Annotated in this window: 13 protein-coding genes; 9 read left to right on the top strand and 4 right to left on the bottom strand. The window is 73.2% G+C overall.

Going from position 1 to position 15,728, the window contains the following annotated elements:
• Positions 1–2 precede the first annotated feature (2 nt).
• The 6 genes from M8I34_RS06745 (at position 3) to M8I34_RS06720 (ending at position 7,600) form a co-directional block, all read left to right on the top strand.
• Positions 3–1,514 (top strand): SUMF1/EgtB/PvdO family nonheme iron enzyme, encoded by a 1,512-nt coding sequence (locus M8I34_RS06745; protein WP_250048357.1) that lies wholly within the window; start codon positions 3–5, stop codon positions 1,512–1,514.
• 16 nt (positions 1,515–1,530) lie between these two features.
• The gene (locus M8I34_RS06740) at positions 1,531–4,062 is read left to right on the top strand and encodes a hypothetical protein (protein ID WP_250048353.1); all 2,532 of its coding nucleotides are present in this window, start codon (positions 1,531–1,533) and stop codon (positions 4,060–4,062) included.
• 3 nt (positions 4,063–4,065) lie between these two features.
• The gene (locus M8I34_RS06735) at positions 4,066–5,430 is read left to right on the top strand and encodes a hypothetical protein (protein ID WP_250048351.1); all 1,365 of its coding nucleotides are present in this window, start codon (positions 4,066–4,068) and stop codon (positions 5,428–5,430) included.
• Positions 5,431–5,580: 150 nt separating this feature from the next.
• Positions 5,581–6,342, top strand: coding sequence for a Bax inhibitor-1/YccA family protein (locus M8I34_RS06730; protein ID WP_250048349.1), 762 nt, complete (start codon positions 5,581–5,583; stop codon positions 6,340–6,342).
• 119 nt (positions 6,343–6,461) lie between these two features.
• The gene (locus tag M8I34_RS06725) at positions 6,462–7,136 is read left to right on the top strand and encodes an HAD family hydrolase (RefSeq protein WP_250048348.1); all 675 of its coding nucleotides are present in this window, start codon (positions 6,462–6,464) and stop codon (positions 7,134–7,136) included.
• 14 nt (positions 7,137–7,150) lie between these two features.
• A complete protein-coding gene (locus tag M8I34_RS06720) occupies positions 7,151–7,600 on the top strand; it encodes an NUDIX hydrolase (protein WP_250048346.1) in 450 nt (149 codons plus the stop codon).
• Positions 7,601–7,646: 46 nt separating this feature from the next.
• Here the strand turns inward: M8I34_RS06720 and M8I34_RS06715 are convergent, their stop codons facing one another.
• Entirely contained in the window at positions 7,647–9,272 is a 1,626-nt protein-coding gene (locus M8I34_RS06715; RefSeq protein WP_250048344.1) for an ABC-F family ATP-binding cassette domain-containing protein, read from the bottom strand.
• Between the two features lie 325 nt (positions 9,273–9,597).
• Complete coding sequence (locus M8I34_RS06710; protein ID WP_374210867.1) at positions 9,598–11,022, bottom strand: cytochrome P450; 1,425 nt, start codon at positions 11,020–11,022, stop codon at positions 9,598–9,600.
• A 221-nt stretch (positions 11,023–11,243) separates the two neighbouring features.
• Between M8I34_RS06710 and M8I34_RS06705 the strand changes: the two genes are divergently transcribed.
• The 3 genes from M8I34_RS06705 (at position 11,244) to M8I34_RS06695 (ending at position 13,878) form a co-directional block, all read left to right on the top strand.
• Positions 11,244–11,645: a (2Fe-2S) ferredoxin domain-containing protein gene (locus M8I34_RS06705; protein WP_250048342.1), complete on the top strand. Its 402-nt coding sequence runs from the start codon at positions 11,244–11,246 to the stop codon at positions 11,643–11,645.
• A gap of 203 nt (positions 11,646–11,848) precedes the next feature.
• Positions 11,849–12,652 (top strand): response regulator transcription factor, encoded by an 804-nt coding sequence (locus M8I34_RS06700; RefSeq protein WP_250048341.1) that lies wholly within the window; start codon positions 11,849–11,851, stop codon positions 12,650–12,652.
• The gene (locus tag M8I34_RS06695; RefSeq protein ID WP_250048340.1) at positions 12,649–13,878 is read left to right on the top strand and encodes a sensor histidine kinase KdpD; all 1,230 of its coding nucleotides are present in this window, start codon (positions 12,649–12,651) and stop codon (positions 13,876–13,878) included. Before M8I34_RS06700 ends, M8I34_RS06695 begins: the two co-directional genes overlap by 4 nt.
• A 93-nt stretch (positions 13,879–13,971) precedes the next feature.
• Here M8I34_RS06695 and M8I34_RS06690 read toward each other — a convergent pair whose 3' ends face one another.
• Entirely contained in the window at positions 13,972–15,348 is a 1,377-nt protein-coding gene (locus M8I34_RS06690) for an MFS transporter (RefSeq protein WP_250048339.1), read from the bottom strand.
• Positions 15,345–15,656 (bottom strand): hypothetical protein, encoded by a 312-nt coding sequence (locus M8I34_RS06685; protein WP_250048338.1) that lies wholly within the window; start codon positions 15,654–15,656, stop codon positions 15,345–15,347. Before M8I34_RS06685 ends, M8I34_RS06690 begins: the two co-directional genes overlap by 4 nt.
• Between the last annotated feature and the right edge of the window lie 72 nt (positions 15,657–15,728).

Below are 15,728 nucleotides of genomic sequence, written 5' to 3'. Positions count from 1 at the left end.
CGTTGGCGGGAGCGCTGTCCGACCCGTCCCGTTCCCGTGCCGTTCTGATCGGTACGGATGCGTATACGGAGCTGGACGACATCCCCGCGGTGGCGAACAACATCGGCCGGCTGCGGGAGTTGCTGGGTGATCCGGCGGTCTGGGGGCTGGCGGACGAGCGGTGCAGCGTACTGCGGCAGCCGTCCCGGCAGACGGTTCTGGACACGGTGTTCGACGCCGCCGCCGAGGCGACCGACACCATGGTGCTGTATTACGCGGGCCATGGCCTGGTCCACCCGCAGTCAGGGGAGCTCCACCTCGCGCTGCCCGGGTCGCACCCGGACCGGCCGCACACGGCGCTGCGTTACGAGGAGCTGCGCTCGATCCTGCTCTCCCCGGCGGGCGGGCGCCCCTCGGCCCGGCGCAAGGTGGTCGTGCTGGACTGCTGCTGGAGCGGCCTGGCGCTGGGCGGTCTCATGCACGGCGGGGACCTCGTGCCCGGGGTCGCCGTCGAGGGCGCCTTCGTGCTGACCGCCACCGCGGCGACACGTCAGGCGCTGGCCCCGCCCGGAGAGACCTATACCGCGTTCACCGGTGAGCTGATCCGTCTGCTGGACACGGGGGTGCCGGGGCGGCCTGCGCTGCTGAGCATGTCGGCGCTCTTCGAGGAGCTGACCGCGGCGCTGGTCGCGAAGTCCCGGCCGCTGCCCCAGCAGAGCAACCGCAACTCCGCCGGGCAGATCTGTCTGTTCCGTAATCGTGCCGGGGAGGCGGGGGCGGGCACGGACGCTCCGTGCTCCGGCGGGGGCGGTCCGCCGGAGGCCGCGGCGCCGCGGGCGGCCGAGCGGCGTGCCGGGGCCCCGGCATGCCGTACGGCACCGTTGCCCCCGGTGGAGCTGCCGGACGAGGAAGCGCCTTCATGGCCGGAGCTGGCAACGGTGGCGCTGACGGAGACCACGACGGTGCGGCTGGGCCGGTATCCGGTGACGCACGCCCAGTTCCGTGCGTTCCTCGTCGATCCGGACAACGCGCACTGGCGCCCGGAGGCCGCGCGGGCGGCGGGCACGCACGTGGACGACAACTATCTGCGCGGCTGGCACGGCCTGGACTTTCCGGTGGGGCGCGGCGGCCATCCCGTGGTGGCGGTGAGCTTTCCCGCCGCCCGTGCCTACACGGCCTGGGCGGGCCGCCGGCTGGGGGCCGCGCTGCGGCTGCCGACCGTGACGGAGTGGGCGCTGGCGGCACGGGCCGGGCGGGCCGGGGAGTGGTGGCGTGAGGACATCGCCGCGGGCCGGGTCAACTTCCGTGGCAGTCATGCGGCGTTGGCCCCGGTCGGGGAATTCCCACCGAACCCGTACAACATCGGCGATCTGCTCGGTAACGTCTGGGACATCTGCGTGGACGACACGGGTGCACCGGTGCTGCGCGGCGGGGCGTACGACACTCCCGCGGCGCGGCTGCGGGAGGAACTGTCGCCACGGTCACCGGTCGAGTGCCGCGGGAACGTCGGATTCCGGTGTGCCGGCGACAGGTGACGACGAGAGGAGATCCATGCGGGGGGACGACGTCGATGAGCTGCTGAAGCGGTTGCCGTACACCTGGACCACCAAGGAGGCCGAGCGGGTCGGCCGGCAGTTCCGGGACAGCCGGCCGGCCGTGCCGAAGCGTCTGGTGAGACGGCTGTGGCAGTACTGGCTCCGGATGTGCCCGGACGAGCTGCTGTTCGGGGACACCGAGGACGATCTCGCGCTGGTGCTGCACGCCCGCGCGCTGGGGCTACAGGTCCCCGGCGGCGACCTCGGGGCCGACGACGGCCCGGTCGCACGGTGTGCCCGGCGGGCCCGGGAGTCCGCGGAGTGCGGGCCGCTGTTTCCCGCGCCACCGGCGTGGGGGCCGAAGGCGGCGCTCGCGCCGCAGGTGCGCGCCGCGCTGCCCTCGTCGCTGCTGCGGGCGTGGGTGGCGGGGGACGAACAGGGCCCCGTGGAAGTGCTGGTGGTCGGCGAGGGCATTCCCGAGATCCGGCAGCAGGTGGTGCAGGCGGCGCTCACGACTTGTCTGCGGGTCAACGGCCTGAGCGACCCGGACAGCGGTGACTTCGTCGGGGACCATATCGGCGTCGGGCTGATCCGGGTGACGGCCGGGCTGTCCGGCAAACAGCCCTCGCTCGACCTTCCGTCGGCCTTCGGTGCGCGGTCGGTGACGGTGGCGGACGGCGCGTCGTCGACGGCCCGCGGGGCGCTGCGTGACTTCGTCGGGCTGCTGCGGTCGCTGGCGCACGAGACCAGCCTGGTGGAGGTCGCGGATATCGCGTATGCGGATCTGGTGACGTACGCCCAGGGGTTGCGGGCGCTCGCGGACCGGGCGGCGGGCGAGACGGACCGGGCGTTCCTGCGGGCGCCGCGCGCGCCGGACGACGCGCTGGTGTCGCTTCAGCCGTATCTCCGTACGGTCAAGGGGCACGGGGCCACCGTGGGGCTGGAGTTCAGCCCGGACCTGTTCACCACGGACGCCTATCTGGGCGTCGAGCAGGCCCATCAGCGGGTGCTCTCCCAGCGGCTGACCATGGACGCACGGCTGCGCCTGGACCAGCTGGAGGCGGAGATCAGGCAGCTGACGGCCGATCTGGCGGCCTTCAACCGGGCGAACGCGGCGGAGCGGCGGGCGCTGTGGCCGGCGACGGTGCTGCTGGTGGAGCGGTTCGACGAGCCGACCGGCCGGACGATCCGGCTGACCGAGCCCGAGGAGCGGGAGACCGAGCAGTACTACGAGGTCAATGTCCCGCAGCTGATCTCCATGCGGGAGAAGTGGGCCCGGCGGATGGCCGAGCTGGTCGAGCAGTTGGAGACGGCGGTGCACCGGCCGCATGCGCCGGCGCGGCAGGTGGCCGCCGGACGGTTCCTCGATGCCGCCTTACGGGGCGTCGCGCCGGACGAGAGCCCGGCCACCGAACGGGCCTTCCGCGCCTGGTGCAAGGAGGCCGCGCCGATGCTGTGGTTCGAGTGGCGGTGCGCACTGCGCCGGTACGGCATCGCGGAGTCGGATGTCTTCACCCCGCACACGGTGCTGATCAGCCGCTATCTGCCGCCGACCGCGGAGGACGCGGCGCTGTTGTTCAGCCACCCGTACACCCTGGTGGACACCGCCCGGTCCGCGGTGCTCGCCGATGCCGAGCGCGGCGTGCTGGTGGTGCGGGACGCCACCGACCACGCCGAGCCCGCCCCGTCCGACGCCGCCGGGCCCACCGCGCAGGCGCTCTGGGACGGCCTCGCCCGGCTGGCCGAGGAGCCCGGCGCCGAGGAGGAGTTCAGCGGCCGGTTCCTCGACGCGCTGCGGGCGCAGCCGCACGGTATCGCCCGCCGGATGATCGAGGCCCTCCAGCCGACCGGGCCCGCCGCCACCGAGGCGGACGAGATCGAGACCGCGCTGCGGACCGCGGAACGCCACACCTCGCTCGGCGAAGGGATGGACCGGGCGCTGATGGCGATGCGTTCGGAGGCGTTCCTGACCGCTCTGGAGTGCCTGGACGGGATCCGTACCGAGCCGCAGTGGCAGACCAGGGTCTGGCTGCTGCGGGCGATCGTGGAGTGCCGCGCCGCGCGGCTGGAGCCGCGCGAGATCCCCGGTCTGCTCGGCCACCAGATGCCCGGACTTCCCGATGCGGCGCTGCGGGCCCTGGACGAAGCGGGCAGCACCGACGAGGAGTTCACCCGGGCCTGGCTGGAGGCCCTGCCGGAGGCCGGTCTGGACAAGGGCATCCGGCGGCTGTTCCAGGGCCTGCCGCGGGCCCGGGCCGGCTGCAAGGGGGACCCGCTGCACAAGGTGAGCGCCGAGCGGGAGTACGCGGTGTGGCTCTTCCGTCGTGCGGTGGAGAACGCCCGGCTGGCCCGTCAGCTGGACGAGGCCGGTGAGGAGCTCGCCGAGGAGCAGGAGGCCGTCGATACGGCGCTGGCCAAGCTGGGCCGGGCGCTGGAGGAGATTCTTGTGGGGCCGTACGTCGGGGGATCGCGGGGTGAGGCCGAGGAGCTCTTCGAGGTGCTCTCCGGGCAGGAACCCCCGCGCTACGGCCGGGTGGCGGGGAGATGAGGCATGGACAACGAGCTGTATGTCGTGTGGATGGTGCGGACCTCGGAGCGCGCGATGGCGGCGGCCGAGGAGGCGCTGGGGAACTTCGCCGCGCATGATCTGCTGCACCGGATCGGCCGGTTCAGCGAGGCCGAGAGCCGGCTGGCGGAGCTGGCCGCCCGTATCCGGGCCGCCTTCACGCCACCGGAGCTGCCGGCCGTGTTCACCGGACGGCATCTGCATCTGCTGGTCGGCCCCACCGCCCAGCCGCTGCTCGCGAAGATCCTCCGGTGCCCGGAGTCCGATGTGTTCGCCACCCTCTTCGACGCGCATCAGCTCGCCCAGGCGCTGCGCGAGACGGGGCAGCACCAGGACGGCATCGACGACGCCGAGTTGCTGCTGCTGGCGCTGCTGGCCCGGCTGCCGCGGCTCGCCGCCCGGCACGGTCTGGAGTCCCGCGACTGGGGCGGTTTCGTCGAGGGGCGGGCCTGGCTGACCCCGTCCGCACTGGACCGGCTCACCGAGCTCGCCCGGCGGCGCGGATGGTCCGCCGACGCCGCGCCGACCCAGATCCTCGCGGGCGTACTGGAAGGCGTCGGCGGGCGGCCGGACGCGGACGGTTCGGCGCAGTTCGACGCACTGGCGCTGATCGAGCTGCGCCGGCGGATCGGCCTGCTCAGCGAGCAGTTGCGCGGGGACGCGCTGGAACACGCCGAGGAGGCCGCGCGGCTGGCGCCCGATCTCACCAGCGTCAGCCGGCTGCCCGCCTGGCTGGAGCTGTACGAGCACCATGCGGTGGCCGTGGGCATGCGGCGGCTGTTCACCGGCTCCGTGACGGTCGCCGAGCAGTTCGAGGGCCTGCACAGCCAGCCGCCCCCGGAGACGGGCAGGCCGAAGCCGGACGAGCATCTGGAGGTGATCAACGAGGTCCGCTACGGCTTCCTGAAGCGGCGGATGTCGTTCGACATCGCCTGCGAGGTGGAGGGGGCGTCGCACCCCCTGGTCGTGCTGCGCTGCCGTGGGGTGCTGCCGGAGCACTACCCCGCCCTGCGCGACACGGTCCGCCGGCTGCGCGGCAGTGACCTCTCGACGCAGGGCGACAGCCTGGGCGAGCGGCTGCTCCGCACGGCGGTGCCGCAACGCCTGGGCCTGCCGGGCCGGCTGCGGTCCGCGTTGCAGCACCACGGCGCCGAGGCGGTGCAGTGCGTGGTGCTGACCGGGATCCGCCAGCCGGTCGCCGTGCCCGCGCCATGGCGCGATCATCTGGGCACGTCGCTGCCGTACGCGGCGCCGCCCGGCGGGGACACCACTTTCGCCGCGACGCCGGAGGTGACCCGTGCGCTGCGGGAGAGCGTGCCCCGCACACGGCGGGTCGTGGAGGTGGAGTGAGCCGGTCAGGGGCGGATTGACACCCTCCGCAACTATGCTGTCACCACGAGGAGTTGAGCACCGGCGCGGCGCCGTTGCGGCGGCGCGCGCACGCCGTCGTGCACACCCCTCGCCACCCACTGTGTGACATCCGATCCGCCGGGAGGGCCGGTGCCCACGACGAGCAACCCTGCGATCCGTAACCTGCTGACGCTGGACGGTGCGGTGGCGCCGGCCGGCCCGAGCCCGAGCGGCGGTGCGGTCAGGGCCGCGGCCACGGACCGTCCGATCACCCTCGACGACATCGTCATCAAGACCCTGGCCGTCTTCGGCGTCCTCACGGCGAGCGCCTTCCTCACCGTCTATCTGGAGCTCGGGTTCCTCGCCCTGCCCGCGCTCCTGGCCGGACTGGGCCTCGGGATCTTCCTGGCCCTGAAGCCCCGGCCCAGCGCCGCACTGGCCCTCCTCTACGCGACGGCTCAAGGGGTGGTGCTCGGCGAGGCGACGCAGTTCTTCGACACGCTGTACCCGGGCGTCGGCACCCGGGCCGTCATCGGTACCGGCTGCATCTTCGCCGGCATGCTGGCGGCGTATCACACACGGGTGGTGCGGGTCAGCGCGAAGGCGACCCGCTGGGCGGTCGGTACGGCGTGCGGGCTGCTGGTGCTGTTCCTGGCGGATCTGGTGGCGTCGTGGGTGTTCGGCGCGGACCTCGGCCTGCGGGACGGCGGCGGCCTGGCGATCGCCGTGAGCGTGGTGGCGATCGCCGCCGCGTCCTACTTCCTGCTGCTGGAGTTCGAGGCCGCCGACCGCTTTCTGCGGTCCGGCGCCTCGCACCGCTGGGCCTGGTACGTGGCCTTCGGGCTGACGATGACCCTGGTGTGGCTCTACTTGGAGATCCTGCGGCTGCTGTCGTACCTGCGGTGGTGGTGAGGGCCGGTCCGACCACCGCTCCCCGGCTCCCCTCCCCCGCGGAAATTCCCGTCGCGGACGGCCGCCCGGCCTGCGTAGGGTGCGCGGGTCGACGGAGTGCGAGAGGGGCTGGCCGGCGGATGCTGATCTTCGATGCGGATGACACGTTGTGGGAGAACAACGTGGTCTTCGAGCGGGTCATCGACGAGTTCCTGGAGTGGATGACCCCGCCGGGAGATGACCGGTCCGGGGTGCGGGCCGTGCTCGACGGGATCGAAGCGGCGAACGCGGTGACCCTCGGGTACGGCAGCAAGGTGTTTCTGCACAGCCTCGGGGAGTGCGTGGCGCGGCTGCGGGGGCGGGCCGCGACGGCCGAGGAGTCGGCGCGGATCTCCGGGTGGGCGGCGGCCTTCGACGGGGGCACGGTGGAGCTGATGCCCGGGGTGGCCGAGACCCTGGCCGAGCTGGCCCGGCGGCACGATCTGCTGCTGCTGACCAAGGGCGACACCGAGGAGCAGCAGCGGAAGGTGACGGCCTCCGGGCTGGCCCGGTACTTCCGGGGCGTCCACATCGTGGCGGAGAAGAACACCGCCACCTACGAGGACCTCACCCGCGCCTACGACCTGGTGCCGGCCTCGGCATGGATGATCGGGAACTCCCCCAAGTCGGACATCCTGCCGGCCCGTTCGGCCGGCCTGAACGCGGTGTTCATCCCGCACGACCACACCTGGGTCCTGGAGCACAGCGAGCTCGACCCCGACGACAAGAAGGTACTGCGACTGTCGGCGTTCGGTGAGTTGCTGCGGCACTTCTGAGAGGGGTGAGGGAGATGACAGCCAGGGGGCCCAAGGTGTCCTGTGTCTTCGTGTGCCATGACGGCGCGGGGCGGGTGCTGTTGGCGCGGCGGAGTGCGGGGGCCAGGGACGAGCCGGGGACCTGGGACTGCGGTGCGGGGGCGCTGGAGTTCGGTGAGTCCTTCGAGACCGCCGTGGCACGGGAGGTGCACGAGGAGTACGGCGTGCGCCCGCTCGGTATCGAGCAGATCGGGGTGCGCAATGTGCTGCGCGGCGATCCGGTCGACTCGCACTGGGTCGCGGTGGTCTTCGCCGTACGGGTGGAGCCGGACGAGGTGAAGATCGGCGAGCCGCACAAGTTCGATGCGCTCGCGTGGTTCGCTCCCCATGAGCTGCCGGTGCCGCTGCACTCGCAGTGCGGGGAGACGCTGGAGCTGTACGGCGCGGGTGCCCGGGTGCGGCAGTCCGGCGCTCCGCAGGGCTGAACCGCTGCCGGTGGTGGGGCGGGGGCGTGTCCCCCGCCCCACCGGTCTACAGCGGTGCGATGTCGGTCAGTTCACCGTCCTCCAGCGCCATCCACCGGGTGATGCCGATGTCCCGGAGGAATGCCAGGTCGTGGCTGACGACGAGGAGCGCGCCCTCGTAGGACTCCAGGGCCGTGACGAGCCGGCGGACCGACGCGATGTCGAGGTTGTTCGTCGGTTCGTCGAGCATCAGCAGCTGCGGGGCCGGCTCGGCCAGCATCAGCGCGGCGAGCGAGGCGCGGAAGCGTTCACCGCCGGAGAGCGTGCCGGCCTGCTGGTCGGCTCGGGCGCCCTTGAACAGGAAGCGGGCGAGCCGGGCCCGGATGCGGTTGTTGGTGGCGTCCGGGGCGAAGCGGGCGACGTTCTCGACCACGGTCAGCGCGGGGTCGAGCACCTCCAGCCGCTGCGGCAGGAAGCGGTAGGGGACATGGGTCCGCGCCGTGCCGTCCTGCGGTGGGATCTCACCGGCGACGGTCCGCAGCAGGGTGGTCTTGCCGGAGCCGTTGCGGCCGGTCAGCGCGATCCGTTCGGGGCCGCGCACCTCCAGGTCGGCACGGGCGCCGTAGCGGGCCCGAAGGGCGTGCAGGGTGAGGACGGTCCGGCCCGGCGGTACGGCGGTGTGCGGCAGGTCGATGCGGATCTCGTCGTCGTCCCGGACCGCTTCGACCGCCTCGTCGAGGCGCTCCCTGGCCTCCTTGAGGCGTTCGGTGTGCATGATGCGGTGCTTTCCCGCCGATACCTGGGCCTCCCTCTTGCGCTCGTTCATGACGATCTTCGGCTCGCGCTTGGTGGCGTTCATCTTGTTGCCGTAGCGGACCCGGCGGGCCAACTTGGTGTGTGCGTCCGCCAGTTCGCGCTTCTGGCGCTGTACGTCGGCCTCGGCGGCCCGCACCATCCGCTCGGCCGCCTCCTGTTCGACGGCCAGGGCGTGTTCGTAGGCGCTGAAGTTGCCGCCGCACCAGTGGATCTCTCCGTCGCGTAGGTCGGCGATCCGGTCGACGAGTTCGAGGAGTTCACGGTCGTGGCTGACCACGACGAGAACGCCGCTCCAGCCGGAGACCGCGGTGTACAGCCGCTGCCGGGCCGCCCGGTCGAGGTTGTTGGTGGGCTCGTCGAGCAGCAGGACGTCCGGCCGGCGCAGCAGCAGGGCCGCCAGCCGCAGCAGAACGGACTCGCCCCCGGACACCTCGCCGATGGTGCGGTCGAGCGCGAGGCCGGGCAGTCCGAGCTGGTCGAGGGTGGCGCGGGCGCGCTCCTCGACGTCCCAGTCGTCGCCGATGACGGTGAAGTGCTCCTCGCGCGCGTCGCCGCCCTCGATGGCGTGCAGGGCGGCGCGCGCCGCGGCGATGCCGAGCGCCTCGTCCACCCGCAGCTCGGTGTCGAGCGGGGCGTGCTGGGGGAGGTAGCCGACCTCGCCGGCGACCTTGATGCTTCCCGCCGTCGGGGTCAGTTCGCCCGCGATGAGCTTCAACAGGGTGGACTTTCCGGCCCCGTTGAGACCGATGAGGCCCGTACGGCCGGGGCCGACGGTCAGCGGGAAGTCCTCCAGGACGGGGCTGCCGTCGGGCCAGGTGAAGCCGAGGCCGGTGCAGACGATGGCCGCGGAGGATGCGGAGGTGGGTGACTTTGACAAGGGGTCTCCTGGGCGCGGTGGGAGTGCGGGGAATGCGCTGGGAGACACCGCGTCGCCGGAACGCGGGGTGCGTCGGGTACGCCGTACGTACGCCGAGGTCACGGACGGGCCGCGCGAGGCATGATTCGCCGCTCCGGATACCGGAAGCGCAGAACGAATCACCGTCGCGGGCGCGGTGTCTCAGGACCTCAGACGAGCAACGGCCTTCTCCGATCGGCGGCAATGGGACCGAGAACGACGATACGGGGGACGCCGCCGAAACGCAAACGCTATTTTCGTTGCGTTTGCGTTTTCGGCCGTGCGGTGGGTGCGGCGCCCCCGGTTCCTACTCCCCCGCCCCGTCGCGCGGGCGCAGGCGGACGCGGGCCGGGCCGGTCGCCTGGAGGGTGATGCCGGCGGCGACCGGCACCTCCTGGTCCACGGCGTCGAGTTCGTATGCACGGAGCACCATGGCCAGCGCCAGTACGGACTCCAGCATCGAGAAGTGCTGCCCGATGCAGGCCCGCGGACCGCCGCCGAACGGGAACCACGCGTAGCGGTGCCGCCCGGCCTCCCGCTCGGGTGCGAAGCGCTGCGGATCGAAGCGTTCCGGGTCCTCCCACAGATCCGGGTTGCGGTGGGTGACCCAGGGCGCGACGACCACATCGGCGCCGGCCGGGATACGGAATCCGCCGATCTCCGTGGCCTCCACGGCCCGCCGGCTGACGACCGGTGCCGCCGGATACAGGCGCATCGACTCCTTGAGCGCCTGCGTCAGATACGGCAGACGGTCCAGATCCGCGGCCGTGGGCGTGCGGTCCCCCAGCACCCGGTCGATCTCCTCGCGGACCCTCGTCTGCTCCTCGGGGTGCCGGGCGAGGAGGTGGAGGGTGAAGGCCAGGGAGGTCGCGGTGGTCTCGTGCCCCGCCAGCAGGAAGATCAGGACCTGTTCGCGGACCTCGGTCGCGTCGAGCGAACCGTCCTCGTCGTTGCCGGCCGCGGCCAGCAGGGAGAGCAGGTCGTCGCCCTCGTCCGCCGCCTCTCCCGCCGTGCTGCCTGCCGCCCGCCGGTCCGCGATGATGCGGTCGCACAGCGCGTTCAGCTCGTCGGTGGCGGCGCGGGCGCGCCGGTTGCCGGGGGTGGGCCAGTCCCGCGGGACCTTCACGGGCACATAGGCACGCCGCACGACATAGGCGTTGATGACCGGGGCGCACCGGTGGAAGGCGTCCTCCGCCGCCCCCGCGTCGAGGCCGAACAGGATCCGGGCGACGGTGCGCAGCGCCAGCCGGTTCATTTCGGGGATCAGGTCGACGGTGTGCGCGTCCGCGGTCCGCCAGCGGTCGACGAGGGTGTCGGCCTCGGTCGTCACGGCCGCCGCATAACTGTCGACGCGGCGCTTGGTGAACAGCGGCTGCACCAGCCGCCGCTGCCTGAGGTAGTCGGTGTCCTGGCTGGTGAGCAGGCCGTTGCCGAAGGCCTGCCGGACCTCCTCGTAGAGCGGGTGGTCCTTACGGAAGTTGGTGGCCTGGGAGGCGAGGATCTGCTGCACGCCCTCGGGCGCGAAGACGGCGTGGAACACACTGCGCAGACCGGGCGGGCCGGCCTCCAGACGGACCACATCGCCGTGCGCACGCCGGGCGTTCAGGAACGTGCCGAGGGAGTCGCGCCGGAGGTCGAGCATCGAGCCGACCACGGGCAGACCGGCCGGGCCGGGTATCGCGCTCTTCGCCGCGGAACCGGGGTGGGAGGAGTGGGAGGGGGACTCGGTCATGGGCATGCCGGATGTCTATCCCGCGGGCCGCGGTTCCTACCCCCGTATGCCGGGTCGCTCTCCCGCACCTCTCACGGGGATCTCCCGCAGATCCGGATCCGCCCGCCCGGCGTCGTGCCCCGGCTCGCCCTCCCTCGGCGTGCGCGGCTGCCCTCCCCGGCCTCGCACCCGGCTCCCCTCCCGGCGTCGTGCCCGCATTCGGTCCCCGTAGCATGAACCGGATGATCGACAAGCCTGCCAAACGGGCAGCCACCGCGACCCCGTGCCGGGTCACCGTATGCCGCGGCTGCTGCTGCGGTGATGCGGCCAAGATCCCGGGCGTCGACCACGCCGGGCAGATACCGAAGTTGCGCGCGGCGCTCGACGGCGCGGCCCCGGTGCGGGCCTCGGAGTGTCTGGACGTCTGTGACCAGGCGAATGTGGTCGTGGTCCAGCCGTCGCCCGCGGGCCGGGCGGCCGGCGGGCGTCCCGTCTGGCTGGGGCTGGTCAACGACGACGAGGCGCTGGCGGACATCGCCGCCTGGATCCGCGCCGGAGGCCCCGGCCTCGCCGAACCCCCGGGCGTGCTCGACCTGTACGCGATCACGGTGTCGCGGCGGGTACGGGAGGGGCTGGAGAGCTGAGGCACCACGCCCCGGCCGCGCCCCCGCCCGCCCCTGCCGCACCCCGGCCGGGTCCGGTCCGGCCAGGCCCCCCGTCGTCACCTCCGAAGGACACCGCCCCCGGTTACCGGATTCTTACGACAGCGGACCGGGCCGCCCGCCACCGCGCGTCCTGGTGTTGGCTGGGACCATGACCTCCCTCCCCGGAATGGCACGCTGATCCCGTGCACCACGCCACACCGCCATCCGCGCCCCCGCCCGCCCCGCTCAACGGGCCGCCGCGCCGCGTCCTGGTCGTCGAGGACGATCCGACCGTCGCCGAGGTCGTCACCGGCTATCTCTCCCGCGCCGGCTACACCACCCAGCACGCCGCCGACGGCTTCGCCGCCCTCGACCGGGCCGCGGAGTTCCGTCCGCATCTCGTCGTGCTCGATCTGATGCTGCCGGGCATCGACGGCCTGGAGGTGTGCCGCCGGCTGCGCCGCGCCGGCAACGGCCCCGCGGTCCCGGTGGTGATGCTGACGGCCCGCGGCGAGGAGGCGGACCGCATCCTCGGCCTGGAGCTGGGCGCGGACGACTATGTGACCAAGCCGTTCAGCCCGCGGGAGCTGGTGCTGCGGATCGGCTCGGTGCTGCGCCGGGCGGAGGCCGCGCCGCCGGCCGCCGCGCCCTCCTCCGTACTGCGGGCCGGGGAGCTCAGCGCCGACCCCGGCGGCCGGCGCGCCGACCGGGGCGGACGGGAACTCTCCCTCACCGCCCGCGAGTTCGACCTGCTGGTCTTTCTGATGCGCCACCCCGGACAGGTCTTCTCCCGGGAGGAGTTGCTGCACCGGGTCTGGGGCTGGGAATTCGGCGATCTGTCCACGGTGACCGTGCATGTGCGGCGGCTGCGCGAGAAGATCGAGGAGGATCCGGCCGCGCCACGGCTGGTGACGACGGTCTGGGGCGCGGGCTACCGCTTCGACCCCCTGGGCGACGAGGAGCCGCCGGACGCCGGGCCCCTGCCGGGAGGTGAGCTTCGGCCATGACGGACTTCCTGGTCATCGTGGCGCTGGCGGCGCTCGGTGCGGCGCTGGCGGGACTGCTCGCCGCGCCCGCGGTACGGGCCCTGCGGCGGCGCTCGGTCGCCCTGTCGCTGTTCGCGGTGGCGGCGCTGGCGGTGGCCGCGATGGCGGCGGGGACCGTGGCGGTCGCCCAGGCGATGTTCCTGTCCGGGCACGACCTGGGCGTGGTGATGGCCGTGGTGGCCGTCTCCGGGGTGGTGTCGCTGGCGGCCGCGCTGCTCTTCGGGCGGCGGATCGCGGCGGGCAGCCGGGAGCTGGCGCGCTCGGCCCGTACGGTCGGCAGCGAGGGCGGCTTCGTGGCGCCCGCCGAGCCGCCCACCGCCGAACTGGCCGCACTGTCCCGGGCGTTGGAGGAGACCAGCGGACGGCTCGCCGCGGCACGGGAGCGGGAGCGGGCGCTGGATGCCTCCCGCCGCGATCTGATCGCCGGGATCTCGCACGATCTGCGCACCCCGCTCGCCGGGCTGCGGGCGATGGCCGAGGCGCTGGAGGACGGGGTCGCCGAGGACACCGCGCGCTACCACGCCCGGATGCGGATCGAGGTGGACCGGCTGGCCGCGATGGTCGACGACCTCTTCGAACTGTCCCGTATCCAGGCCGGGGCGCTGGCCCTGACGCTGTCACGGGTGTCGGTGTACGACCTGGTGGACGATGCGCTCGCGGGCGCCAGGCCGCTGGCGCGGGTGAGCGGAGTGCGGCTGGTGGACGGCGGGGTGGTACCGCTGCCGGTGCGGGTGGACGCCCAGCAGATCACCCGCGTACTGGGCAATCTGCTGGTCAACGCGATCCGTGCGACACCGTCCGACGGCACGGTCGCGGTCAGCGCCCGGCACGAGGCGGGCCGGGTGGTGCTCGCGGTCGAGGACGGATGCGGCGGCATCCCGCCGGAGGATCTCGCACGGGTCTTCGACACCGGCTGGCGCGGCGGTGCGGCACGCACCCCGCGCGCGGACGGCAAGGGCGGCGCCGGGCTGGGCCTGGCGATCGTCCGCGGCATCGTGGAGGCCCATGAGGGCCGCGCGACGGTACGCAACACCGCCTCCGGCTGCCGCTTCGAGGTCGAACTGCCGTCGGCGGAACAGCAGGTGGAGCCGCAGACCGAGCAGCGGACGGGCCCGCCGGCGGAGCGGCAGACGGAGCCACGGCCGGAGCGGCGGACCGGCTCTCAGGCGGAGCCGCCGCCGGCCTGAACGTACGGACCCGCGGGCGGAGCCGCCGCCGGCCTGAACGAACAGACCCGCAGGCGGAGCCACCGACTTGAGTGTACGGGCGCCCGGGGTGCCTCAGCGCCGTGCCGGCGCGCCGTCGCGCCCCTCCTCCGTACCGGGGCCCGGCCCGTCGCCCTGCTCGGAGTCCGGGCCGTCACGCCGCTCGGGATCCGGGCCGCCCTCGCCGGGCTCCCGCTGCTCCTCCCCCGCAGGGCGCGTCGGCAGGTCGCGGACGGACCCCACCGGCGAGAAGAGCAGGATCAGGGCGGCGAGCGGCACACCGGCGGTCATGATCCACATTGCCGGGCGGAGGCCGAGGGTGGAGCCGAGGGCACCGCCGAGCAGCGCGCCCAGGGGCAGCGTGCCGTAGTTGACGAAGGAGCTGCTGGCGATCACCCGGCCGAGCAGGGCCGGCGGGCAGTAGCGCTGCTGAAAGCTCGCCTTGAGGATGTTTCCGGCCACCGCCCCGGCGGAGACACCGAAGCTGCCCGCGACATAGAGCAGTGCCCCGGCGCCGTGGGCCGCGAGCGGGATGAGCAACGCGGCTCCGGGCAGGCCCAGTTCGCACAGCAGCATGGCACGGGCCGTGCCGAACCGGTCGGCGGCCCGTCGTGCCAGGAAAGCGCCCGCGATTCCGCCCGTACTGGCCAGCGCCAGCACCCCGCCGACCGTGCCGGGGGACAGACCGACCTCGCGGACCAGGAAGACCGCCGCCATCGACTGGTAGCCCATGAGCGCGAGGTTGGAGGCCGCGCCGAAGAGCGTCAGCGTACGGAACCACTTGTCGCCGGCCACCAGGCGCAGTCCCTCGGCGACCTCCGCGGTCAGTGCCCGCGGCGCGTCCCGGGGAGCCGGGCGCGGTTCGCGGTGCCGGATGCCGAGCAGGCACAGCAGGGCGATGAGGAAGGTGGCCGCGTGGGCGAACAACCCGTTGACCGCGCCCGCCAGTTGGGCGATGAGGCCGCCGGCCCCCTGTCCCGCGATCTGCGCCGCGGAGGCGCTGCCGTGCAGCTTGGCGTTGCCCTCGGGCTGGTCGGCCGGTGCGAGCAGGGCGGGGAGGTAGGCGCTGTAGGCGGTCTGGAAGACCACCGCTGCCGCACCGGTCAGCAGGGCCACGGTGATCAGCAGGCCGAGGCTGAGCCCGCCGTACCGGGCGAGGACAGGTACGGCGGCGAACAGCACCAGCGAGAGTCCGGCGGCGCCCAGCATCAGGGGGCGGCGGCGCAGCCGGTCCACCCAGACGCCCACCGGGAGGCCGATGAGCAGCCAGGGCAGCCAGGTACAGGCACTGAGCAGCCCGACCGCGAAGGTGGGGGCATGGAGGGTGGACACCGCCACCAGGGGCATCGCCACATTGCTGACCGCCGTCCCGAACTTCCCCGCCGTCTCGCCGCACCACAACAGCCGGAAGTCACGATGGCGGCGCAGCAGCCCGGGGCTCCGCCCGGTCATGCGCCGGTGTCTGATGTGGCGCCGGTGCCCGATGTGGCGCCACTACGCAGAAGGAGTTGGCTGACGTCTCCGGAGTGCGCCACCTCCACCTCCGTGGCCGCGTCGTCGTCGAAGCGGAGGGTGAAGTGCGGTCCGGCGTCGATGAGCAGCTGGAGGTCTTCCTTCGCGTCGCGGTCAAGAGGGGGCGACGCGGTGGCGTTCCAGGTGCCGTTGCCGGCCGCCGGGACGATCCTGACGGGTATGCGTGCCGGACAAGTGGAGCGGTTGGCCCACCACTCCAGGTGTGCCGTGCCCTCGTAGCGGTCCATTCCCCGAGAGTATGCGGCGTGGCGGCAGATCTGCGGCCGAGTGTCCCGTGAAACAGCTCCCGGACGCGGCAA

The organism is Streptomyces sp. MCA2 (genome assembly GCF_023544705.1).
Taxonomy (GTDB): Bacteria; Actinomycetota; Actinomycetes; order Streptomycetales; family Streptomycetaceae; genus Streptomyces; species Streptomyces decoyicus.
The sequence above is the reverse complement of the archived record's forward strand: the minus strand, read 5'-3'. Positions and strand labels throughout refer to the sequence as shown.